This window comes from Ruegeria lacuscaerulensis, assembly GCF_013033355.1.
Taxonomy (GTDB): Bacteria; Pseudomonadota; Alphaproteobacteria; order Rhodobacterales; family Rhodobacteraceae; genus Ruegeria; species Ruegeria lacuscaerulensis_A.
In genome coordinates this window covers 441,725-464,299 of record NZ_WQDY01000003.1, presented here as the reverse complement: position 1 = coordinate 464,299, position 22,575 = coordinate 441,725, and the positions used below count along the sequence as shown (strand labels likewise).

General features: G+C 58.6%; 18 protein-coding genes and 3 tRNA genes. 10 read left to right on the top strand and 11 right to left on the bottom strand.

From position 1 onward, the window contains the following. The first annotated feature begins 44 nt into the window (after window positions 1-44). Window positions 45-121, top strand: a tRNA-Ile gene (locus GOW48_RS08420). 3 nt (window positions 122-124) lie between these two features. Here the strand turns inward: GOW48_RS08420 and GOW48_RS08415 are convergent. Further along, window positions 125-1,444, bottom strand: coding sequence for an ATP-binding protein (locus GOW48_RS08415; protein WP_170752904.1), 1,320 nt, complete (start codon window positions 1,442-1,444; stop codon window positions 125-127). Between the two features lie 44 nt (window positions 1,445-1,488). On the opposite strand from GOW48_RS08415, the gene GOW48_RS08410 reads away from it, so the two are divergent. The 3 genes from GOW48_RS08410 (at window position 1,489) to GOW48_RS08400 (ending at window position 2,757) form a co-directional block, all read left to right on the top strand. Continuing rightward, window positions 1,489-2,403, top strand: a complete 915-nt coding sequence (locus tag GOW48_RS08410) for an MBL fold metallo-hydrolase (protein WP_170752902.1) — start codon at window positions 1,489-1,491, stop codon at window positions 2,401-2,403. A gap of 75 nt (window positions 2,404-2,478) precedes the next feature. Beyond that, a tRNA-Asn gene (locus tag GOW48_RS08405) sits at window positions 2,479-2,553 on the top strand. 129 nt (window positions 2,554-2,682) lie between these two features. Further along, window positions 2,683-2,757 (top strand) — tRNA-Asn (locus GOW48_RS08400). Window positions 2,758-2,777: 20 nt separating this feature from the next. Here GOW48_RS08400 and GOW48_RS08395 read toward each other — a convergent pair. The 4 genes from GOW48_RS08395 to zwf all read right to left on the bottom strand — a co-directional run bounded on the left by GOW48_RS08395 (window position 2,778) and on the right by zwf (window position 8,275). Further along, window positions 2,778-4,397 (bottom strand): long-chain-fatty-acid--CoA ligase, encoded by a 1,620-nt coding sequence (locus tag GOW48_RS08395; protein ID WP_170752900.1) that lies wholly within the window; start codon window positions 4,395-4,397, stop codon window positions 2,778-2,780. Window positions 4,398-4,546: 149 nt separating this feature from the next. Next, entirely contained in the window at window positions 4,547-6,154 is a 1,608-nt protein-coding gene (pgi, locus tag GOW48_RS08390) for a glucose-6-phosphate isomerase (RefSeq protein WP_170752898.1), read from the bottom strand. A gap of 4 nt (window positions 6,155-6,158) precedes the next feature. Then, window positions 6,159-6,830, bottom strand: a complete 672-nt coding sequence (gene pgl / locus GOW48_RS08385) for a 6-phosphogluconolactonase (protein ID WP_170354309.1) — start codon at window positions 6,828-6,830, stop codon at window positions 6,159-6,161. After that, a complete protein-coding gene (gene zwf, locus GOW48_RS08380; protein WP_170752896.1) occupies window positions 6,827-8,275 on the bottom strand; it encodes a glucose-6-phosphate dehydrogenase in 1,449 nt (482 codons plus the stop codon). Before zwf ends, pgl begins: the two co-directional genes overlap by 4 nt. A 163-nt stretch (window positions 8,276-8,438) precedes the next feature. Here zwf and GOW48_RS08375 point away from each other — a divergent pair, with 163 nt between their 5' ends. Then, window positions 8,439-9,392: a radical SAM protein gene (locus tag GOW48_RS08375; RefSeq protein ID WP_170752894.1), complete on the top strand. Its 954-nt coding sequence runs from the start codon at window positions 8,439-8,441 to the stop codon at window positions 9,390-9,392. Here GOW48_RS08375 and GOW48_RS08370 read toward each other — a convergent pair. Then, window positions 9,389-10,054, bottom strand: coding sequence for a lipid-binding SYLF domain-containing protein (locus GOW48_RS08370; protein WP_170752892.1), 666 nt, complete (start codon window positions 10,052-10,054; stop codon window positions 9,389-9,391). The genes GOW48_RS08375 and GOW48_RS08370 overlap by 4 nt on opposite strands. A 159-nt stretch (window positions 10,055-10,213) precedes the next feature. Between GOW48_RS08370 and GOW48_RS08365 the strand changes: the two genes are divergently transcribed. Beyond that, window positions 10,214-11,758, top strand: coding sequence for a caspase family protein (locus GOW48_RS08365; protein ID WP_170752890.1), 1,545 nt, complete (start codon window positions 10,214-10,216; stop codon window positions 11,756-11,758). Between the two features lie 4 nt (window positions 11,759-11,762). Here the strand turns inward: GOW48_RS08365 and GOW48_RS08360 are convergent, their stop codons facing one another. Further along, window positions 11,763-12,032 carry an usg protein gene (locus GOW48_RS08360; protein ID WP_170752888.1) on the bottom strand — a complete coding sequence of 90 codons (270 nt, stop codon included), beginning with the start codon at window positions 12,030-12,032 and terminating at the stop codon, window positions 11,763-11,765. 194 nt (window positions 12,033-12,226) lie between these two features. On the opposite strand from GOW48_RS08360, the gene gyrA reads away from it, so the two are divergent. After that, on the top strand, window positions 12,227-14,962 hold the full coding sequence (gene gyrA, locus GOW48_RS08355; RefSeq protein ID WP_170752886.1) for a DNA gyrase subunit A: 2,736 nt from the start codon (window positions 12,227-12,229) through the stop codon (window positions 14,960-14,962). 186 nt (window positions 14,963-15,148) lie between these two features. Here the strand turns inward: gyrA and GOW48_RS08350 are convergent, their stop codons facing one another. The 4 genes from GOW48_RS08350 to GOW48_RS08335 form a co-directional block, all read right to left on the bottom strand. Beyond that, window positions 15,149-16,402, bottom strand: a complete 1,254-nt coding sequence (locus GOW48_RS08350) for a DsbA family protein (RefSeq protein ID WP_170752882.1) — start codon at window positions 16,400-16,402, stop codon at window positions 15,149-15,151. A 79-nt stretch (window positions 16,403-16,481) separates the two neighbouring features. Further along, window positions 16,482-17,951 carry a carboxypeptidase M32 gene (locus tag GOW48_RS08345; protein WP_170752880.1) on the bottom strand — a complete coding sequence of 490 codons (1,470 nt, stop codon included), beginning with the start codon at window positions 17,949-17,951 and terminating at the stop codon, window positions 16,482-16,484. 1 nt (window position 17,952) lies between these two features. Beyond that, on the bottom strand, window positions 17,953-19,098 hold the full coding sequence (gene ctaA / locus GOW48_RS08340; RefSeq protein WP_170752878.1) for a heme A synthase: 1,146 nt from the start codon (window positions 19,096-19,098) through the stop codon (window positions 17,953-17,955). 59 nt (window positions 19,099-19,157) lie between these two features. Then, window positions 19,158-19,901 (bottom strand): RNA methyltransferase, encoded by a 744-nt coding sequence (locus GOW48_RS08335; protein WP_170752876.1) that lies wholly within the window; start codon window positions 19,899-19,901, stop codon window positions 19,158-19,160. Between the two features lie 153 nt (window positions 19,902-20,054). Between GOW48_RS08335 and GOW48_RS08330 the strand changes: the two genes are divergently transcribed. Genes GOW48_RS08330 through GOW48_RS08320 form a run of 3 tightly spaced genes read left to right on the top strand, consistent with a single transcriptional unit; the run spans window position 20,055 to window position 22,513 of the window. Continuing rightward, window positions 20,055-20,672, top strand: a complete 618-nt coding sequence (locus tag GOW48_RS08330; RefSeq protein ID WP_170752874.1) for a thiamine phosphate synthase — start codon at window positions 20,055-20,057, stop codon at window positions 20,670-20,672. 45 nt (window positions 20,673-20,717) lie between these two features. Continuing rightward, a complete protein-coding gene (locus GOW48_RS08325; protein ID WP_170752872.1) occupies window positions 20,718-21,611 on the top strand; it encodes a PfkB family carbohydrate kinase in 894 nt (297 codons plus the stop codon). Beyond that, window positions 21,608-22,513, top strand: coding sequence for a pseudouridine-5'-phosphate glycosidase (locus tag GOW48_RS08320; protein WP_170752870.1), 906 nt, complete (start codon window positions 21,608-21,610; stop codon window positions 22,511-22,513). The genes GOW48_RS08325 and GOW48_RS08320 overlap by 4 nt, the downstream gene beginning before the upstream one ends. The last annotated feature ends 62 nt before the right edge of the window (window positions 22,514-22,575 follow it).

The window sequence follows — 22,575 nt, the reverse complement described above, 5'->3', positions numbered from 1 at the left end:
AGGCTTGACGCGGGCGTTCACCGTGATACTCAAAGCGCTCAGACGGGCCTGTAGCTCAATTGGTTAGAGCAGAGCGCTCATAACGCTTTGGTTGCGGGTTCAAGTCCTGCCGGGCCTACCAAATTTACCGTCCTATGATGATATCCGCGCTGAGCCCACCCAGGCGTTCACTTTTCCCAAGCCGCAAAACACCCCCGTGTGCGCGGGCAATATCCGCAACAATTGCAAGCCCCAGGCCAACACCGCTGCCTTGATTCTGGTTGCGCGCCGGGTCCAGGCGCGAGAACGGTTTCACGGCCTCGGTGCGCTGTTCTAGCGGAATGCCCGGCCCGTCATCTTCGACCCGGATACGCAGCGTTTTGGGGGTAAGCGATAGGCTGACCTCAGCTCGGTTTCCGTATCGAACAGCATTTCCGATCAGATTCTCGACAGCCCGGCGGATCGACGTTGGACGCAACATGGCGGCACCCGAGCCTTCGGTTGCGACAAGTTCAGCGGTATGCCCGGCCCGTTGGGCGTCGTTGACGATCTGTTTCAACAGCTCAGACGGATCCACCTGTTCGGGCGCGCCTTCCGCCGCACCGCGTGAAAAGTCGAGAAACGCGTCCAGCAGCAGCTGCATTTCGTCCACGTCTTTCTGCAACGGCGTGGATTCATCTTCGGGCAACATCGACAGCCCCAGTTTCAGACGGGTCAAGGGAGTGCGCAGATCGTGGCTGACACCTGACAACATCATGGTGCGCTGTTCCATTTGCCGCTCGATTCGGGCGCGCATATCGAGAAAGGCGTTTCCCGCAGCTCTGACCTCAATTGCGCCTCCGGGCGCGTACGGTACTACCCTGCCACGGCCAAACGCCTGCGCTGCATCAGCCAACCGTGTAATCGGACGCAGTTGGTTGCGCATATACAAGAACGATATCGACGTCATGATGACCGCAAAAAACACCATCGTCACGATCAACTGGTGCGGAGCAGCCGGAGACAAGCGTCGCCGATCCATTGTAAGCTGCAACAATCCCAAATCTGTATTCAAATATAGGCGCGCTTCATCCCCGCTGGGCAGCGCAATTGCCACCAGATTGGGTAGAAAGGCATGCAAATCGGAATCGACCTGCGGCGCAATGAAATCGTACCATCGGCGATAACCAACTTCGGGGCGTTCATTGATGCCAAGGAAACGCACCTTCATCTCAAGCGCGCTCAGATCAGGCCGAATCTCGGCCATGGCTTGCTGCTGGGTCTCGGCATCCTGCATCGTCGCAAGCACAAGCATCACCTCTCGGGAAGCCGTGCGGGTCATCTGCTCTGTCACGTCTTCAAGGTGTTTCTGCAAAAAGGCGATGCCAACAACAAGCAACAGCACGATCACTGGCAGAACCAGTATCAGGGCCGCTCGCGCATAAAGACTTCGCGGCATATAGGGTTTGAGCCATGCACTCGACATGCGCTAAACCTAACGGGCTGATCGGACAAGAGAAAGAGCGCAGAATGCAGGCCCCCGATGATTTCAACCCACCGCCCGGCCAAGCGGTCGAATTACAAACCGGGCTTAGGCGCATTCTGGCGCCGAACCCGTCGCCGATGACGTATCGCGGGACGAATACCTATTTGCTGGGCACAAAGGATTGCGCGGTCATCGACCCCGGACCGATGAGCGAGACACATCTGGACGCGATTCTATCCGCCCTTCAAGCGGGTCAACGCATAAGCCATATCATCGTCACGCATACCCATCTGGATCACTCTCCGCTCGCCGCTCTATTGGCGCGGCGCACCGGCGCGCCGATTCTGGCTTTTGGAGGCCCCGAAGCCGGGCGCAGTACAGTGATGGCGGACCTGGCGCAACGGGGCCTGGCCGGAGGCGGCGAAGGAATCGATACCGCCTTTCGTCCGGATATCGAACTCGCCGATGGCGAAACCATCGAAGGTGACGAATGGCAGCTTGAAGTCATTCATACCCCGGGGCACTTGGGCAACCACATCGCTTTGGGCTGGGGTGATACCTGTTTCACCGCCGATCATGTCATGGGATGGGCCAGCTCATTGGTTTCACCCCCGGACGGAGATCTGACGGACTTTATGCAAGCCTGTCACCGTCTGCGCGACCGCACTTGGTCAACCTTTCACGCAGGACACGGTGCTCCTATCACTGATCCAGCTGCCCGGCTGGATTGGCTGATACAGCATCGCCTGACACGCGAGGCACAGATTCTGGGTGCGCTTGCCGATCAACCCGGCACGGCGAGACAATTGGCTGAGCGTATCTACATCGAAACTCCCAAAGCGTTGCTTCCTGCCGCCGAACGCAACGTGTTCGCTCATTTGGTCGATTTAACCGTAAAATCAATGGCTTCACCGAAAGGGAACCTAGCTATAGACGCCGAATTCCATCGAATTGCATGATCAGAAAAATTTTTCGTTATTTCGGGTCGTTCCCCTCTGGACGGCAATTTTCGAGGTTGTTATACGGCCCTCAGTTCCGGCGTAGCTCAGCGGTAGAGCAGTTGACTGTTAATCAATTGGTCGTAGGTTCGATCCCTACCGCCGGAGCCAAATCCCCTTCGAAGGCACACTGATTTGGCATGAAACGATCGTCGTCCTGCGGTCGAATTTTTTTCGTCAAAAAACTTCCCTCTCCCCTCTGGACGGCAGAGATTGTGATTGCTATACGGCGCGAACCGTTCCGGCGTAGCTCAGCGGTAGAGCAGTTGACTGTTAATCAATTGGTCGTAGGTTCGATCCCTACCGCCGGAGCCATTCTCTCTAGTTCTACGGACCTAAGCTGTCAGTGCGTTTTCGAAATCTGCGCGCAGATTGCGTTTAAGCACCTTTCCCGTCGCGTTCAGCGGCAGTGCATCCACAAAGACCACCTTGTCCGGCACCTGCCATTTGGCAATCTTACCGTCAAAAAACGCCAACAGCTCATCTTCACTCGGGTCTTGGCCTTCAGCCTTGACCGCAACAAGTAAAGGGCGTTCATCCCATTTCGGGTGGGGAACGCCAATGACGGCAGCCGTAGCCAGTTTGGGATGAGCCACGGCGATGTTTTCCAGCTCAACCGAACTGATCCACTCGCCACCCGACTTGATGATGTCTTTGGATCGGTCCCGAATGGTCATGTAACCGTCTGGGTCCAGCGTGGCGACATCGCCAGTAGCAAACCAACCATCCTGCAGCAGATCATCATCCTGCATCTGGAAATAGTTATCCAAAACCCAATGGCCGCGCACCATCAGATCACCTTGCGTTTCTCCATCATTTGGAAGTTCGTTCCCGTCATCGTCCACGATCTTCAGTTCGACCCCATAACACGGGCGTCCTTGGCTTTCGCGCAGCTTGTGTTGTTCTTCGATTGGCAGGTCACCATGCTTTGCCAAGGGGTAATTCGCGGTTCCAAGCGGGCTCATTTCGCTCATGCCCCAAGCATGAACCGTGTCCACGCCATAGGTTTCGCGGAATGTCTCAATCATCGACGGTGGGCACGCGGCGCCGCCGATCACAGTACGTTCAAGGCTGTCTAACTTGCTGCCCGATTTCTGTGCATAGGCCAACAAGCCCTGCCAGATCGTCGGAACCCCCATTGCAAGCGTCACACCATAAGCGTCGATCAGCTTGACCAATGCTTCACCATGCAGATCCGGCCCAGGCAGAACCATGCGAGACCCCGACATGGCGCAAGCATAGGGTGAGCCCCACGCGTTCACATGGAACATCGGCACTACAGGCATGACCACATCCATCGCCGAATACCCGATCACGTCGCGCGTGTTTGAACCAAAGCTATGCAGCACAGTCGAGCGATGGGAATACAGCACCCCTTTGGGGTTTCCGGTCGTGCCAGAGGTGTAACACAGGCTGGATGCGGTGTTTTCGTCAAAACTCGGCCATTCGAAGCCCGCGTCGCCTGTCTCGATCAGCTCGTCATAAAACTGAACACCGGGGACTTGGGCAATCACATCCTCGTTTCGCGGTCCCATCAGAACAAAGTGTTCGACCTCGGTCAAATGGTCCTTCAACGCCGCGACCAGAGGAATAAAGGTCGCGTCGAAGAACAGCACACGGTCCTGCGCGTGGTTGATGATGTAAGTCAGCTGTTCAGGGAAAAGGCGGGGGTTGATCGTATGACAGACAAACCCGGCACCAGAGGTTCCATAATAGATTTCTAGATGCCGACGATTGTTCCACGCCAAGGTTCCGATCCGCGCTTGAGGGTCTAGCCCCAATGCCGTCAGCGCCGACGCCAGCTTGCGCGCGTTCGTGGACACTTGTGACCAGTTGCTTTCGGTCACCGACCCATCTGTCTCGACCGAGATGATCTCGGTCTGGCCGTGGTACCGATCCGCGTGCACAATGAGCGACGAGATCAGCAGCGGCTGCGTCATCATTTGTCCTAGCATGGACATCCTCCCTTTATTGATACCGCTTCTTGTCGGCGGCACCACATATTAGCTCGGCCAGTTGAAAGACCAAGTGATTGGGAAAACCCTGCCAAGCAATCCATTGCCTTACAACAGGTTTATGCGTCCGCACGGCGGCAAGCTGAGGGTCACTCAGCCCGGTGTCGCAACGCGTATTCGACCAAAGCGGCAGTCGAACCGTCTTTTCCAGCGGTGTCTTCCTCTCCGTCCACGATCGGACCCAGCGAGGTCGCAAGCTCTTTACCCAGTTCGACACCCCATTGATCGAACGAGTTGATACCCAGCAGAACACCTTCAACAAAGACGCGGTGTTCATAAAGCGCAATGATCTGACCCAGCACAAACGGTGTAAGCTGCGGATAGATCAATGTGGTCGACGGACGATTACCGGGAAAAACACGGTGGCGCGCCTGACGTTCTAGCTCGGCCCCGTCCAGCCCCTTGGCGGCCATCCGGCTTCGCGCCTCCTCCAAGGATCGACCTTGCATTAACGCCTCGGATTGCGCCAGACAGTTGGACAGCAACAAGCGATGATGATGGGCCAATTCAGGCTCGTGCCCTTGGGCTGCGACCATGAACTCGCACGGGATCACGTCGGTGCCTTGGTGGATCAGTTGGTAAAAGGCATGCTGACCGTTGGTTCCGGGTTCCCCCCAGACCACAGGCCCCGAGGATACATCCAAGGTTGAACCATCCATCGCGACGGATTTGCCGTTCGACTCCATCTCAAGCTGTTGGAAATAGGCGGGCAGACGCAGAAGACGTTGATCATAGGGCAAAACCGCTCGGCTGGCGTGCCCCTGCACTTGCCGATGCCATATACCCACAAGGGCCAGCATGACAGGCATATTCTCGATCCAATCGGCGGCCCGGAAATGAACGTCCATCGACTGAGCGCCGCGCAGGAATGCGTCAAACGCGGTCGATCCCACGGCGATCATCACCGGCAAGCCCACCGGCCCCCAAACCGAGTACCGCCCACCGACCCAATCGGCAAACCCGAACACGCGCTCTTCGGGAATGCCAAAGGCCCGGGTTTTGTCCATGGCGCTTGAGACGGCAGCGAATTGGCGTGCCGGATCGCCGCCCCCCTCGGACATCCAAGCCCGTGCCGTACGGGCATTGGTCATGGTTTCGATCGTTGTGAAGGTTTTCGAGGCCACAATCACCAGAGTACGCGTCGGGTCCAGCTGGCGCAGAATATCTGCGATATGCGCCCCATCCACATTGGATACATAGTGTAGCCGAGGGCCGTCGTGATACGGCGACAGCGCATGCGTCGCCATCACCGGCCCCAAATCGGACCCGCCAATGCCGATATTCACCACATCGGTAAAACTGCCCCCTGCCCCAGCATAGGTTCCCCCACGCACTTCTTCCGCAAAGACCCGCATCTGTTGCAGAGTTTCCAGAACGTCGGGCATGACATCCAGCCCGTCGACCTCGACCGGGCCACCGTCGAGGTTACGCAGCGCTGTATGCAAAACCGCGCGGCCTTCGGTTTCGTTGATCTTAGCGCCCGAGAACATGGCGTCACGACGATCAGCCAGATTCGATTGGTCGCAAAGACCGATCAGAGCTGTGCGAATATCGGCGTCAATCTGGGTCTTGGAATAGTCGAACAACAAATCACCGGTTGAGGCTGAAAACGCCTGCGCCCGGTCGGGGTGCTGATCGAACAGCTGCAGAATGGTCTTACTGTCGTCCGACAGACTCTTGAGATCATCCAGTTTCATCGCCTCACTCCGCCCAATGAACTGTCATACCGCTGAGAACAGCGCCAATCGGTGCCTCTTCCGGCGGCAAGGCCATCGCCTTGTTCAAAGCGTCGCGCTTGGCCGCGCCGAAAATAACCAGATGCTTGGACAGCGCTCCGTCCAGTACGGGTGCCGTCAGCGAAATGCGTGCTTCGGGCTGGGTCTGTGTACGCGCAACGGCCAGCGGTGGTGCGTGACTGTCCAAGGCAGCGGCAAGCCCCTCCATCCCCGGAAACAGCGAGGCAGTGTGCATGTCCTCGCCCATGCCCAGAACCAGGACAGACAAGGGCAGAACCGGGGAGATAAGGCTTTCGATCTCGGGCAGAACTGCGTCCGGGTCTTTACCGTCGACATACAGGGGAACATATTGCGCGACCGAAGCGCGATTTGTCAGCAAGCGTTGACGGATCAGTCGTTCATTCGAACGCTCGCTGTCACCGGGGACGCAGCGTTCATCGGTGGGCAGGATGCGAACGCGGTCCCACTCCAGATCAGCGGCGCACAATCCGTCAAAGATCGGCCCCGGCGTGGTGCCACCGGGCACCGCGAACGAGACCATGTCATGGTGCAGCAAGGCGGCCTCAAGCTCTCCGGCCAACGCGTTGGCAACGTCGATAGCCAGCATGTCCCGGTCGGGGTATTCCTGAATTTTCATGGGTTTATTCCTTGCCAGCGGCGACCGTCTCGTTTCATCAGCAGCTCGGCGTCGCCCGGACCTGTGCTGCCGCTATCATATGGTTTCGGCACATCGCCGCGCGCCTGCCAACCTGCAATAACCGGATCGGTCCAGGCCCATGCGGCCTCGACCTCATCGCCGCGCATGAACAGGGTCTGGTTGCCGCGTATGACGTCCATCACCAACCGCTCATAAGCGTCGGGTGGGTCCTGATTTTCCGGCCCCAATGCCTCGGCAAAACTCATGTCCAGCGGCACGTCGACCAAACGCATTCCGCCCGGCCCCGGCTCTTTGATCGTCACCTTCAAGGTAATGCCTTCGTTTGGTTGCAACCGGATTGACAAGACATTCGCGTGCCGGCCGGCGTCAGCGCCAAAGATCGAGTGCGGCGCGTCCTTGAACATTACGTTGATCACCGAAGACCGCGCGACCAACCGCTTGCCGGTGCGCAAATAGAATGGAGTGCCCGCCCATCGCCAATTGCTGACATGCGCCTTCAGCGCCACATAGCTTTCCGTGGTCGAGCGCGGATTGCCTACGATTTGGCGATACCCGGTATCTTCATCCTCGAACTGGCCGCGAACGATATGGTGCGGCTCGACCGGGTCCAGAGCGCGGATTACCTTGAGTTTTTCGTCCCGCACGGAGTCGGGGTCAAACTTCGCCGGAGGCTCCATCGCGATCAGGCACAACAGCTGCATGAGGTGGTTCTGCATCATGTCACGCATCGCACCCGCGCGCTCGTAATACTCTTCGCGCCCGTCAATCCCGACGGACTCGGCCACCGTTATCTGGATGTGATCGACATATTGACTGTTCCAGAGCGGTTCGAACAGCATGTTTCCAAAGCGCACGGCCATCAGGTTCTGGACCGTCTCTTTTCCAAGGTAGTGATCGATCCGGTAAATCTGTTTTTCCGAGAAATGAGCGGCCAAAGTCGCGTTCAACGCCTGAGCACTGGCCAGATCATGGCCAAAAGGCTTTTCCACCACGATCCGCGTCAATGGTGAAATCAGGTCATGAGCCTCGATCCTCTCGGCCAAGGGTCCGAACAAGTTTGGCCCTACTGAAAAGTAGAACGCCCGGACCCGCTCGGGTTTGAGCTTGTCCGCCAATTGCGCCCACCCATCCTTTGACGAACCGTCGAGCGCGACATAATCGATACGCTGCAAAAATGCCTCTAACGCAGGACCGTTTTTGCACTGCTTTGCAGCGAATTTCAAAAGCGATTCGCGGACGACTTTGCGAAACGAAACGCTGTCATAACTGGTCCGCGCAGCCCCGATGAGTTGCGCGCCCTCGGCCCATTGCCCGGCGCAAAACCGGCGAAACAGGGCCGGCAGGATCTTGCGCTGCGCAAGATCACCGGTTCCGCCAAATATGACCAGGTCGAAGGGGTCAACAGGGATAACACGAGAAACCATGTGTTTTCCTTACCTTGCCCTCTGGGTTATGTCCAATGTTAGCGCAACCATCGGGGCCATTGTCCTCATCTTCAAAACTTTGTCAGGTCGTTGATGTCGCACTTAACGAACCCATATCAAACAGCTAATTCAGTGACATGACTTCAAAGAACCGGATACCGGAATGAAAGACAACGCCCCAAGCAGCGCCAATATCGGCAAATTTCAGGACAAATTGGTAACGGCGGACGGGCAAACCCGTGCGACGGTGGCGTTGAAGAACCCCGAAACGTTGTGGTTCAACACTGGTACATTGTGCAACATCGAATGCCAGAACTGCTATATCCTCAGCAGCCCGACCAATGACGCACTGGTCTATATCACTGCTGACGAAGTGCGCGACTATCTGGACCAGATCGAACAGCGAAACTGGCCCATACGCGAGATCGGCTTTACCGGCGGCGAGCCGTTCATGAACCCCGAGATGATCGACATGACCCGCGCCGCTCTTGAACGCGGTTATGAGGTTTTGATTCTGACCAATGCGATGGTGCCAATGATGCGCCGGAAGATGCGCGACGGACTGCTGGCGTTGCAGCAAGATTATGGGGATAAGCTGACCCTTCGGATTTCCGTCGACCACTACAACCCTGCCCTGCATGATGAGGAGCGCGGCAAAGGCAGCTTTGCCAAGACAGTAACCGGAATGGAGTGGTTGCGCGACAACGGGTTTCAGATGGCAGTTGCCGGTCGTACGGTGTGGGGCGACAGTGATGCTGACAGCCGTACCGGATATGCGTCATTCTTCCAGCAACACGGTTTTGACATTGACGCGCAGAACCCGGCTCAAACCGTTCTGTTCCCCGAAATGGATGAAACCATCGAAGTACCCGAGATCACAACAGCTTGTTGGGGCATTCTAGACAAATCCCCCGAAGCCGTCATGTGTTCAAATGCTCGGATGGTCGTGAAACGCAAAGGCGCGGAAAAGCCCGCGGTTCTGGCCTGCACCTTGTTGGCGTATGAGCCCGAGTTCGAAATGGGGTCCACTCTGGCCGAAGCCGAAGCGGACGTGCATCTGAACCATCCTCATTGCGCCAAGTTTTGCGTGTTGGGTGGTGCGAGCTGTTCAGGCTAGTTCAGTTCAGGAGACTTCCAGTATTTTGTTCCCGAAGCCCCTGCGGACACGCGCCAGCCTTTTTTACTGAGCACAAAGAATGACCGCCCATCGGTAAAACGCAGGGTGTCGCCCTCTTTTTCGTAGCCGTGCATGGCTTCGGCTTCTGCAGTTGCATCGTATCCTTGGTCGATAAACTTGTCCAAATCTGCCTGAGTTTCGAACAGGATCACATATTTCGTTTCAAATCCGCCAATGCCAAGCGCAGCTCCTACACCGCCCGTGCCCATGTTCATGTAGGTGTGCTCGCCCGTTTCTTTCGAAACGGCCACCCCACGCCCGTAACCTGCGGCAACCGGGAATACAGTGATTTTACGGGAATCAAACACAGCATACCCTGCGCTAATGTCATATAGCGCCTGAGCCTGTGGGTTTTCGACCATGAGCTGGTTCAAGATCTGGCTGGCCATAGCGTCTAACTTGGCACGCGTTTCTTCCGGTGTGGCCTCGTTTGACAAAAGTTCAGTAGTCGAATCTACGGTATCACCAACCGCATCGACACCTTTGCCGACAGTTTGCCCGACCTTTTCGGCCCCTTTTTTCAGGTTTCCCATTATGCCGTCCGCCAAAACCGGACTGCCCAACATGGTCGCGACTGCGATCACGAAACTTAACCTGTTCATCTGCTCCTCCTCGAACGGTCACTCTTGAAAACAGATCATAAGCAAACACGCTTCAAAATCTACGATCCATGCCCGACAAGGCAATGTAATCGAAGTCACTGACCTTTTCACTACTACACGCTATGTTTTCCGCAGGTCGACTGATGAAAGGTAGCCCGGATGAAATGGTTTTGGATCGTTTGGTTTGCGGTCATTGGCATGCCCTTGTTCGCGCAAGAGCGTCTGGCCCTCGTCATCGGAAATGACAGCTACGATACGGTGGTCGATTTGCAAAAGGCCGTGGCCGATGCCGAGGCAGTTTCGGAAAAACTGCAAGGTTTGGGCTTCCAGACAATCACCGGCCTCAACCTTGATCGTCGTGGTATGAACCAGCGCATTTCAGAATTCACATCCCAACTGGATGCGGGCGATACCGCGTTTGTTTTCTTCGCAGGACATGGCGTTGAAATCGACGGAGAGAACTATCTGCTGCCGACCGACATTGTAACCCCCACGTCCGGCGAGACCGGCTTTGTAAAAGCCGAGTCCATAGCCCTGTCGAGCCTGTTGGATCGTGTGCGCGCCACTGGTGCGCGAACTTCTATCGCGATCATCGATGCATGCCGCGACAACCCTTTTGAAACGACGAATGGGCGCAGCATCGGCGGAACACGTGGTCTTGGTCGGATCAACACACCGCAAGGGATGTTTGTGATTTTCTCGGCTGGCGCTGGCCAGATGGCCCTGGACCGGCTGAGCGATGAGGACGCGGCGCAAAACTCGGTGTTCACCCGCGCCCTGCTGCCGCGTCTGTCAGAACCCGGGCTGGAATTGCGCAGTATGGTCGCCGACCTGCGCACCGAAGTGCGCGACCTTTCCCGGACCGTTCAGCATAACCAAGTCCCTGCGTATTATGACGAATTGCTGGGTGATTTCTATTTCACGCCCGCCGCTCTGGAGACAACAGCAGCCGCAGCGGCGCCCGTAACGGATATTCGCGCCGATCTGAGCATTGCGCGGTCCGTCGGCACGATTGCCGCTTTCGACACGTTTCTTGAAAACTACTCGGATCAATCTGATGACTATTCCTATCAAGTTGCACTGCAACTCCGAGAGGTTTTGGTCAGCTCAGATACCTTAACGCAGACCGATGACACTGTTCCCTTCGACAATGAGCTGCCAGTTGTTTCCGATGACATTAAGGTCATGCGCGAAACACAAGCTGCATTGAACAGGCTTGGATGTAGCGCCGGTGGAGCGGACGGAATCGCCGGCCCCAGGACCCGACGCGCTTTTGCCAACTATCTGTCCGCCAGTGGCTCGGAGCTGGGCGCTGATGATCTGGGCACGAAACACGCGCTCGAGGAGCTTGACGCAAAAAGCGGAACGGTTTGCAAAGCCGTGGCCTCTGCCCGAACACCGACAGCACCGGCTGTGACCCTGACCGGAAGCTGGAAATACAAAGCGACCTGCGCCTTGGTCATCAAGGTTACGGGATCAATCAATTATGCCAACGCGGGCGGGAATAAGTTTACCGGAAGCCTCACTGATTCATTGGGACAGAACGCCAACACTGTGGTCTTTCTGAACGATCAGCAACTCAGCGGTACAGATTACTTCCCGGGCATAACGGTGACTTGGCGTGGACGCCTGTCCGAAGATGGCAACAGCTTTACAGGCAGCGGTTCAACCGGCTGCTCAGTCTATGCATGGCGGGTCGGCTGATCCGCTAGTTTACTCGAAACTCACCCACCATGTTGCGCCATTCGCCCGGCGCGATCATCTTGCGATGCGTATAGCGCACGGAATGCAGCGGGCCGTCGATCTCGCGCTGCCAGAATTCGATGAAATCGAACAGTTTCGGATGGTCCGGGGCAAGATCGTAATCCTGCCAGATGAACGTGTTCAGGACGTGGATATAGTCGGGCATGTGATAGAAGAATTCCGCCGTTGTCAGCCCGTACCCTTTCAGCATCAATTCGGTTTCGCTTTGCGTCATTCAGACCTCCAAGTTTATTGCAAGGTCTCTTTAGGGTAGCACGGAAACCACCTAATACTTGGATAACAATATGTTACCCAACTGTTACCCTGGCTTTTTCGGCGGAAATGATCAGCTTGCTTGCACCTTATGTGCCGGGTCTGATAGAGTGCATCCACAAGATATAGACCCAAGCTAAAGATCGGGCAGTTTACGTGAGCGATACGCCAGAAACCCCAGAAAACATGGATGAAACCCCGCCCGAGCGCCCCGTTTATGACGGTCCGACGGTGTCTATCGAATCCGAGATGCGCACGTCCTATCTGGATTATGCCATGTCGGTCATCGTCAGCCGCGCGATCCCTGATCTGCGCGACGGGCTGAAACCGGTGCACCGGCGGATTCTGTACGCGATGCACGAAACCGGCAACACCCATGACAAGGCCTATCGCAAATCGGCCCGTCCGGTCGGCGATGTGATGGGTAAATACCACCCGCACGGTGACAGCGCGATTTATGACGCGCTGGTGCGGATGGCGCAGGATTTCTCGATGTCGCTGCCACTGCTTGACGGTCAGGGCAACTTTGGCTCGATGGACGGCGATAACCCGGCGGCCATGCGATATACCGAAGTGCGGATGGACAAGCCCGCCGCCTCTCTGCTGGCCGACATCGAAAAAGAGACGGTCGATTTTCAGGACAACTACGACGGTAAGGATAAAGAGCCGACCGTCCTGCCCGCCCGGTTCCCGAACATGCTGGTCAATGGTGCCGGCGGTATCGCCGTGGGTATGGCGACGAATATCCCTCCGCACAATCTAGGTGAGGTGGTCGACGCCACGCTGGCGCTGATCGACGATCCGGACCTGACGTCGGAGCAACTGATCGAATACGTCCCCGGCCCTGATTTCCCGACCGGCGGCGTCATGCTGGGTCGGTCCGGTGCGCGCAAAGCTTATCTGGAAGGACGCGGCAGCGTCATCATCCGCGCCAAGACCCGCGTGGAAGAGTTGCGCAAGGACCGCTACGCCATCGTCGTGGACGAGATTCCCTATCAGGTGAACAAGGCCTCGATGATTGAAAAGATCGCCGAGGCGGTGCGTGAAAAACGCATCGAAGGCGTCGCTCATGTGCAGGACGAATCCGACCGCAACGGCGTACGTGTCGTGGTCGAGTTGAAACGCGATGCGACGCCTGAGGTGGTGCTGAACCAGCTTTATCGTTTCTCGCCGATGCAGACGTCCTTTGGCTGCAACATGTTGGCGCTGAACGGTGGTCGGCCCGAGCAGCTGACTCTGCGCCGGTTCCTGACCTCGTTCATCGACTTCCGTGAGGATGTCGTCGCCCGCCGCACCGCCTATGACCTGCGCAAAGCGCGGGAACGCAGCCATATCCTGTGTGGTCTGGCTGTGGCCGTTTCGAACGTAGACGAAGTGGTTGCCACCATCCGTTCGTCGGCTGACGCGGCTGAGGCGCGCGAGAAACTGATGACGCGCCGTTGGCCTGCGGCCGAGATCGAGGGCTACCTGCGTCTGATCGACGATCCTCTGTCCAAGATGAACGACGACGGCACCTATAACCTGACCGAGGTTCAGGCCCGCGCCATTCTGGAACTGCGCCTGCAGCGACTGACCCAACTGGGCGTCAAAGAGGTCACGGACGAGCTGGAGCAACTGGCGGCCAAGATCAAGGAATACCTCGATATCCTGTCCTCACGCGAACGCATCATGTCGATCATCGGCGATGAGCTGCGCGAAGTCCGTGAGCAGTTTGCCGTCCCCCGTCGCACCGAGATCGTCGACTGGTCCGGCGACATGGAAGACGAAGACCTGATCGAGCGGGAAGACATGGTCGTAACCGTCACCTCGGGCGGTTATATCAAGCGCACGCCGCTTGCCGATTTCCGGGCGCAAAAGCGTGGCGGCAAGGGCTTGTCGGGAATGCAGACCAAGGAAGAGGACGTAGTCACCACCCTCTTCGTGGCCAACACCCATACGCAGCTGCTGTTCTTCACCACGGACGGCATGGTCTACAAGCTCAAAACCTGGCGCCTGCCGCAATCCGGGCGCACCGGCAAAGGCAAGGCGATCGTCAATATCCTGCCGATCCCGACCGGTGTCTCCATCGCAGCCATCATGCCAGTGGATGTGCCGGATGAGGAATGGGAAAACCTGCAGATCATGTTCGCCACCAGCGCGGGCACCGTGCGGCGCAACCGCCTGTCGGATTTCACCAACGTCAAGCGCAATGGCAAAATCGCCATGAAGTTCGAGGACGAGCACGCCGACACCAAGCTGATCAACGCGCGCATCTGTTCCGAAGATGACGACGTGATGCTGGTTACCAAATCCGGCCGCGCGATCCGCTTCCCGTCCACGGATGTGCGGGTGTTCAACAGCCGATCCTCGGTTGGTGTGCGGGGCGTGCGCCTGAACGGCGAGGATGAGGTTGTTTCGATGTCGATCATCCGTCACTTCGACGCGAGCTCGGACGAGCGCGCGGCTTACCTCAAGATGCGCCGCCTGATGGCCGGTGTCACCGATGAGGCCGAGGGCGATGACGAGGAAGGCAACGCAGATAGTGTTCTGCCGCAGGAACGCTACGCCGAGATGTCGGCAGCCGAAAACTTGATCCTGACGATCACCAAGGGCGGTGCAGGCAAGCTGAGTTCCAGCCACGATTACCCCGTGCGCGGGCGTGGCGGCATGGGCGTTGCGGCGATGGACAAAGCCATGCGCGGCGGAGAGCTTGTGGCCTCGTTCCCGGTCGAGATCGACGATCAGATCATGCTGGCCACCTCCAAGGGGCAGTCGATCAGGGTTCCGGTCGACGGCATTTCTTTCCGGTCGCGCAGCGCGGGCGGCGTGCGGGTGTTCAACACCGGGAAAGGCGAAGAGGTCGTTAGCGTCGCATGGATCGCCGATCAGGGTGACGAAGAAGCCGAGGAATAAGCAAAACTGCTAACAACAAATCCGGCCCCGCACCTTTTGCTGCGGGGCTTTTTTTCTGAATGAGAAACTTGGTGTTGTGGCTGAATGTGCTGAGGAATTACCTCAACTTGGAAACGCTTGGGGGCGGCCTGCGCGATCATGTTCTGGGCAATTTACAGCGTCTTTCCAATCCGTTCGGCCGTGAAGCTAAGCCTTGCCACGCAACAGGTCTGCCAGAACCCAAAGCCGATCCTGGCCCCATACGCTTTGACCTGCGAGGTGAAAACTAGGAACCCCCCAAAGACCTATTTGCTGCAGTCTGGCCTGGTTGGCTTCAACCCTGTCGCGCCAGTGTGAGGATTCAATCTCCCCCCTCGCCGCGTTCCAATCCAGGCCGGCAGCCGTGACAATATAGGCCAGCCCAGCATCGGTGCTGGCATCCATCCCCTTGGACCAGACCGCCGTCATGAAGGACGAGCAATATTCGGCCAGCCGCCCTTGGGCCTCGGCATGGTCCAACAAAGCGTATCCACGTTCGACCCCCGCACCCAACGGGTCGCTGATGCGGCCAAACGGGATGCCCAGACGCCGCGCCTCGCGGGCGCAATCCTTGAGAATGTATGAGGATTTGGCACTCGGAACCGGAAGCCCCCGCATCAGCATCGGCAACACGGGTCGAAGGATCAGTTTCGCATTCGATCGGGCCGTCAAATCCCGGACGCGATCTAATGCGAGGTAGGAATAAGGGCTGCGGAAAGAAAAGAAGAACTCCAGTTCCTGTCCCGCAGCATCGAGCGTGGGTTCGCTGATCTCGGGCACGATAAACGGGTTTGCTTGCCCCAGCCCAAGCGTCTCAAGCCGAGTTTCCAAATAGGCGAGCCGGTCTGGCCCCCAGTAGCATTCACCACCATAGGAAACCGTACCACCCAGATACTGCCCCGCGGCCTGCAACGCCCGATCGCCATCTGCACGCGCCTGTATCGGATCGGCCTGCGGCCAATCGGGTATATCCTTGGCTGACCAAAGCATTTGGCTAATCTGCGAAGCCGCTTTGACAAAATCCGCCCCATTCAGCTCGGCTGCAAGCCGCCGCTCGGCCAGATCAAATACGGGACCTTCCGGCGAAATATTTCCCGGCGCATTCAAACCCAATCGTTTTGCCCATCTAACAGAATCCAGCAAGACGTTGTGCCGATATTGTTCTGGCGCAGGCAGGATATCTGATGTCGGGCGAGACATGAGATGCGGTTCGATCCGCACGTCATATTTGTCGCGAAGTTGGCCAAGAAGTTGCACACTCAGGTGACAATAAGGATCGCTCACGTCGTGGAAGTATTGAACGACATGAGGTGTGCCGCTTAGCCGTCGACGTATTTCCCGCACCGTTCGGCGTGCGCTTTGCAATCTCTCGCTTGTCAGGACGACGGCAGCGTGCGATTTGACCTTATTTCTGAACGACATGCGCTCCTCCCAGAACATATCCGGGATAGTTTATCGGTTGAGGCGGTAATTCCCATGCCTCAACACAAGAACGTGAGGATTACAGCGCGTAAAGCTGGCCGAATTTGGCTTCGAGATAGTCCAGCAAAGGACCGGCCTCGGGCTCGATCCCACTGGCGCGTTGGATGGTTTCGCGTGGGGCATACAGCCCACCGTGGCTTTGCAGGTTCTCGCGCAGCCAACCGGTCGCGGCGGACGTGTCGCCCTGCGCCAATTGCGCGTCCAGATCGGGCAGCGCCGCGCGCAGAGCCTCATACAGACACCCGGCATAGACATTGCCCAGCGAATAGGTCGGGAAATAGCCAAACAGCCCCACCGACCAATGCACATCCTGCAAACACCCGTTCGAAGGCTTGTCGACCGCATAGCCGAAATCGGCCTTGAAACGGTCATTCCACGCGGCTTCCAGATCGCTGACCTGCAGGTCTCCGGCCATCAAGGCGCGTTCCAGATCAAAGCGCAGCATGATATGCAGGTTATATTGCACCTCATCGGCTTCGGTCCGGATATAGCCGTTATGGACACCATTGACGGTTGCATAGAATGCGTCGGCGTCGCTGATCCCGAAATCGCCAAACGCCGCTGTCATCTGATCGAATAGCCAGCCGGTAAAGGCGCGGGAGCGGCCCAACTGGTTTTCATAAATCCGGCTTTGGCTTTCATGCACACCCATCGACACCCCACTGCCCAGCGGGGTCAGCGCATAAGCTTGGTCGATGCCTTGCTCATAAGCGGCATGGCCGACCTCATGAATAGTCGAGTAGAAGCAGTTGAACGGGTCGGTTTCGCTGGTGCGGGTTGTGATGCGCACATCCAACCCACTGCCCGAGCTGAACGGATGCACCGCCTTGTCCACGCGGCCCGTGTTCAGATCATAGCCAAAAGTGGTCGCCAGTTTCTGCGACAGGCGCATCTGGGTCAGTTCGTCAAAAGTGCCGGTCAGGGCTTGCGGCGCGGGGCGATCCAGAACAGCGGCGCGCAGGGCCACCAGGCGCGGGCGCATCTGGTCGAATATCTCGGCAATTTGAGTGCCCGTGGTGTAGGGTTCATAATCTTCGACCATGGCGTCATAAACATCACCGCCTCGCGCTAGCGCCGCGCCCTCTTCACGTTTCAGGGCAACGACCTCATGCAGCACAGGCAGGAACGTGGCCACGTCTTCGTCCGCACGGGCCTGCGCCCACGTGCCCTGCGCAGCGGATGTGACACGCGCAATCGCCTTGGCCAAATCAGCGGGAACTTTGACCGTGCGCTCATAGGATCGGCGGATTTCTCGGATCTGCGCCTTGCCAGCTTCATCTTGCGGGTCGGCCTGATCCAGCCATTCAGCCACGCGCGGGTCGGATCGGCGCGCGTGCAGGACCGCTTCGATGGCGGCCATTTCCTCGGCCCGTTGCGGGGCGGCCCCGCGCGGCATCACGGTTTCCTGATCCCAGCCCAGCCGCCCGGCAATCTGCCCCAAAGCCGAGGTTTCCCGTTGAAAGGCCATCAGGTCGTCAAAGGCGGTCATGTCACGCTCCGCGGATCGAGGTTGCGATTGGGTAAGCAGTCAGGAAACGCGCGCGCAGGATCAGGGTCCAGACGACCACGGCCATGAACTGATGGAAGATAGCGATCTGCCACGGCGCGGCATAAACCACGGTCACAATCCCAATCACCACTTGCAGGGCCAGCGCTGCAAAGGCCGCGTTGAAGGCAAACCGTGTTTGCGGATGCGCGCTGGTGCCGCCGCGCCGCCAGACGATGACGCCGAAGATCAGCAGCAGATAGCCCGCACAGCGGTGAATAAACTGCACCAGACCGGGGCTTTCGAAAAAGTTGCGCCACATCGGCTCCAGCATCAAAGCATCGGGCGGCAAAAGCTGCCCGCCGATCAACGGCCAGTCGGTGTAGGACCGCCCCGCATCGATCCCGGCGACCAGTGCACCGATCAGAATTTGCAGGAAGGCGAAATGCATCAGGCCGGTCGAGAGAGAGAACAGTTTCGCTTCTTTCGCGCGGCGCGCCTGCATCAGGTCACGCTCCTCGCGACCCAGCTCTAAGATGTACCACGCCAGGAACCCAAGAATCACAAAGGCCAGCCCCAGATGAGTGGCCAGGCGATAGCTGGCGACGGCAGTCATACCCTCGCCCTGCGTCACGCCCGAGGCGACCATCCACCAGCCGACGGCACCCTGAACTCCGCCCAGAACACCGGGGATCAACAGCTTGCCCGTCCAGCCAGTCGGGATTTTCCGCGCGGCCAAAAAGCCAAAGAACCCGATTGCCCAGACCAGACCAATCACGCGCCCCAACTGGCGGTGGCCCCATTCCCACCAGTAAATGAATTTGAAATCATTCAGCTCCATCCACTGGTTCTGAATGCGCCACTGGTCGATCTCTTTGTACTTGTCGAACTCGGATTGCCAGTCGGCCTCGGACATCGGCGGGATGGCCCCGGTGATCGGCCGCCACTCAGTAATCGACAACCCGCTATCGGTCAGGCGCGTCAGCCCACCCACAGCGATCATGATCACGACCAGCGCAAACAGCATCATCAGCCACGCCCGGATCGCCTTACGCGCGCCACCTCGGCCACGGTCGATCATACCGGGCTGAACCGCCTCTTGTTTCTGGTCGCCCGAGACCTCTTCGAAGATGCTGCGCTTGCCGCTCATGCTGTCCTCATGTCCTTGTTTCGTCGCACGCTAGGGTGAAGCGGAAGATAGGTCCAGCCTTAGCCCTTGTCCTTCCAGCGGACCATCTGCCGCATGATCCCGTGCAGCATCTGCACATCCGCCCGCGTCATCCGCATACGCGACCACAGGTTGCGCAGATTAGTCTTCATCCCTTCGGCCTTTTCGGGTGGGTAGAAGAACCCCGCCTCTTCCAGCCGGTCCTCGTAATGTTCGACCAGTTTTTCAACCTCGATCCCTGTCGCCCAATCGCCCTTGCCCAAATCAGTGGCCTCATGCACCACATCGGCGCTTTGGCGCATCCACTCATAGGCGGTCAGCAGCACACATTGCCCGAGGTTGAGCGAGGCATATTCCGGATTCACTGGGACCGAGATGATGGCGTTTGCCTTGGCGATATCTTCATTCTCAAGCCCCGCGCGCTCGGGGCCAAACAGTACGGCAACCTTTTCGCCCGCCGCGACTTTTTCAGCGGCAATCTGCATGGCGCGTTCCGGGCTGTAGACTGGCTTGGTCAACCCGCGCTGGCGTGCAGTAGTGGCGAAGACAAAGGTGCTGTCAGCCAAAGACCCAGCCAGATCATCAAACAGCTGCGCCTCATCCAACAACCGCCCCGCCCCGCTGGACATCGCCACAGCCTTGGGGTTCGGCCAGCCATCACGTGGCGCAACAATCCGCATCCGGTCCAACCCGAAGTTCCACATCGCCCGCGCGGCGGCGCCTATGTTTTCCCCCATCTGAGGGCGCACGAGCACAAAGGAAGGCTGGGATTTGTCGCTGGGCATGGCTGTCTCCGAAAGTTCCGCCTGCTGTAATCGGCACATTAGCGCAGGGCAAGCCGTCCGGGCGGCCAATTGCGCCAATATCAGGCATAAAAGTTTGCTTCCCCGGCGCAATCCGCTAAACCGCGCCAAAGACTGAAAGCGAAGGACGCGCCAATGGACACCCCCGAGCAGCCGCAGATTTACCTGATCACCCCGCCCACGATCACCCTAAGCACCTTCCCCGAGCAGCTGGGCCGCGTGTTGGACAGTTCTGATATCGCCTGCATTCGCCTCGCCTTGGCGGGCAGCGACGAAGACACTATCGCCCGCGCCGCCGATGCCTGCCGCGAGGTCGCCCATGCACGGGATGTGGCGATCGTGATCTCGAACCATGTCCTGCTGGCGCAGCGGCTGGGGCTGGACGGGGTACATCTGGATGACGGTGCGCGCTCGGTCCGGGCAGCACGCAAAGAACTGGGCGCGGATGCCATCGTCGGCAGCTTTTGCGCGGCCTCCAGCCATGATGGTATGACCGCGGGCGAGAACGGCGCGGACTACGTGGCCTTTGGCCCGGTGGGCACATCGGCCTTGGGCGACGGCACGATCGCCGAAAAAGACCTGTTCCAATGGTGGTCCGAGATGATCGAGGTGCCGGTTGTGGCCGAAGGCGGACTGACCCCCGACCTGATCCGCGCGCTGTCGCCACACACCGATTTCTTCGGTATTGGCGATGAGATCTGGTCGCAGGACGACCCGGTTGCCGCGCTGAAGGCCCTGACCGACGCGATGTGAGCGTTAACCCTTGCACCCGCGCGGGTGCTGCGGCATGACACGGGCATGACTCAGACTAGCGAAATCCTGTGTATCGGTTCGGTCCTGTGGGACGTGATCGGACGTTCGGCCAGCGCCATGCGGCAGGGGTCAGACGTGCCGGGGCGGATCACCCGCCTGCCCGGCGGCGTGGCCATGAATATCGCCATGACACTGGTGCGGTTCGGTATGACACCCACCCTGCTCACTGCCATTGGCCGCGATCCTGAAGGCGACGAACTGGTCAATGCCTGCGCACGGCTGGGCATGGTCACGGATCACGTCTACCGCTCGCAGGATTTGCCGACCGACCGCTATATGGCGGTCGAAGGGGCCAACGGGCTGATCGCCGCCATTGCGGATGCCCATTCGCTAGAGGCCGCAGGGGCCAAAATCCTGCGCCCGCTGATGCAAGGCCCGCTGGGATCCACGGACGCGCCGTTCGAGGGCCCTATTGCGCTGGACGGCAACCTGACGCTGACTTTGCTGGAAGAAATCGCCCAAAGCCCGACCTTTGCCAAGGCCGATCTGCGCGTGGCCCCGGCCTCACCCGGTAAGGCCGAGCGCCTGTTGCCCTTCCTCAAACACGCCCGCGCGACGCTTTATGTGAACCTCGAAGAGGCCGGCATCCTATGCCAGCGCGAGTTCACCGATTCCGAATCCGCCGCCAAGGGCCTGCTGGGTCGCGGCGCGCTGCGGGTGCTGGTCACCGATGGCGGCAACTCGGCCACCGTCGGCCATGGCGATGACATCCTGACCCAGACACCACCGTCCGTTCTGGTCACTCGCGTGACCGGCGCTGGCGACACTTTCATGGCGGCGCATATCGCGTCCGAGGCCGCCGGGGCCGCCCCCGACGCAGCCCTGACCCGCGCCTTGCACGCCGCCGCCACTTACGTTTCCGGAGAAACCCCACTGTGATCGACATCCACTACTCGGCCGAGGTCCGCGCCGCCAAAGACGCAGGCCAGCCCATCGTTGCGCTGGAAAGCACCATCATAACCCACGGGATGCCCTACCCTCAGAACATCGAGGTCGCGGCGCAGGTGGAACAGGATATCCGCGACGCGGGTGCCGTTCCAGCAACGATTGCAGTCATCGACGGCGTGCTGAACGTGGGGCTGGAAGCGGATCAACTCAAAGCGCTTGGTCAGGCGCAAGGTGTCGCCAAAATCTCGCGCGCGGACATGGCGGCCTGTATCTCGACCGGCGGGACCGGAGCCACCACCGTCGCCGCCACAATGATCGCTGCGCATTACGCTGGAATTCAGGTCTTCGCCACCGGCGGGATAGGCGGCGTACATCAAGGCGCCGAAACTTCGTTCGATATTTCAGCAGACCTGCATGAGTTGGCTCAAACCCCTGTGACTGTTGTGGCCGCCGGTGCAAAAGCCATACTCGATCTGGCCAAAACGCTTGAAGTTCTTGAAACGCTGGGCGTTCCGGTCATCTCGCATGGACAGGACGAATTTCCTGCCTTCTGGTCCGCCAAATCCCCGTATGCGGCACCATTGCGCATGGACACAGCCGAAGCTATCGCCAAGGCCCACGCCACCCGCCGCGCCCTCGGGCTTCCCGGTGGGCAACTTGTGGCCAACCCGATCCCCAACGCAGATCAAATCCCGGCCGAGGAATTGGCCCCAATCATCGCTTCGGCCCAAGCAGACGCCGACGCGCATCGGATCACAGGCAAAGGCGTCACCCCTTACTTGTTGCAGCGCATCTATGAACAAACCGAGGGGCGTTCGCTGACCGCGAACATTGCATTGGTCAGAAATAACGCAAAATTGGCCGCCGGAATCGCACGCGCCCTGTCCGAGTGAGCAAAGCTATTGTACCAAGGCCCCGGACTGCTTAACTAAATCGGCAAATCACTCAGGACCGC

Bases quoted from the DNA above. Each gene is read 5' to 3' on its own strand.
- GOW48_RS08415 (WP_170752904.1), bottom strand. From the start codon at position 1,444: ATGTCGAGTGCATGGCTCAAACCCTATATGCCGCGAAGTCTTTATGCG.
- GOW48_RS08410 (WP_170752902.1), top strand. From the start codon at position 1,489: ATGCAGGCCCCCGATGATTTCAACCCACCGCCCGGCCAAGCGGTCGAA.
- GOW48_RS08395 (WP_170752900.1), bottom strand. From the start codon at position 4,397: ATGCTAGGACAAATGATGACGCAGCCGCTGCTGATCTCGTCGCTCATT.
- pgi (WP_170752898.1), bottom strand. From the start codon at position 6,154: ATGAAACTGGATGATCTCAAGAGTCTGTCGGACGACAGTAAGACCATT.
- pgl (WP_170354309.1), bottom strand. From the start codon at position 6,830: ATGAAAATTCAGGAATACCCCGACCGGGACATGCTGGCTATCGACGTT.
- zwf (WP_170752896.1), bottom strand. From the start codon at position 8,275: ATGGTTTCTCGTGTTATCCCTGTTGACCCCTTCGACCTGGTCATATTT.
- GOW48_RS08375 (WP_170752894.1), top strand. From the start codon at position 8,439: ATGAAAGACAACGCCCCAAGCAGCGCCAATATCGGCAAATTTCAGGAC.
- GOW48_RS08370 (WP_170752892.1), bottom strand. From the start codon at position 10,054: ATGAACAGGTTAAGTTTCGTGATCGCAGTCGCGACCATGTTGGGCAGT.
- GOW48_RS08365 (WP_170752890.1), top strand. From the start codon at position 10,214: ATGAAATGGTTTTGGATCGTTTGGTTTGCGGTCATTGGCATGCCCTTG.
- GOW48_RS08360 (WP_170752888.1), bottom strand. From the start codon at position 12,032: ATGACGCAAAGCGAAACCGAATTGATGCTGAAAGGGTACGGGCTGACA.
- GOW48_RS08350 (WP_170752882.1), bottom strand. From the start codon at position 16,402: ATGTCGTTCAGAAATAAGGTCAAATCGCACGCTGCCGTCGTCCTGACA.
- GOW48_RS08345 (WP_170752880.1), bottom strand. From the start codon at position 17,951: ATGACCGCCTTTGACGACCTGATGGCCTTTCAACGGGAAACCTCGGCT.
- ctaA (WP_170752878.1), bottom strand. From the start codon at position 19,098: ATGAGCGGCAAGCGCAGCATCTTCGAAGAGGTCTCGGGCGACCAGAAA.
- GOW48_RS08335 (WP_170752876.1), bottom strand. From the start codon at position 19,901: ATGCCCAGCGACAAATCCCAGCCTTCCTTTGTGCTCGTGCGCCCTCAG.
- GOW48_RS08330 (WP_170752874.1), top strand. From the start codon at position 20,055: ATGGACACCCCCGAGCAGCCGCAGATTTACCTGATCACCCCGCCCACG.
- GOW48_RS08325 (WP_170752872.1), top strand. From the start codon at position 20,718: ATGACTCAGACTAGCGAAATCCTGTGTATCGGTTCGGTCCTGTGGGAC.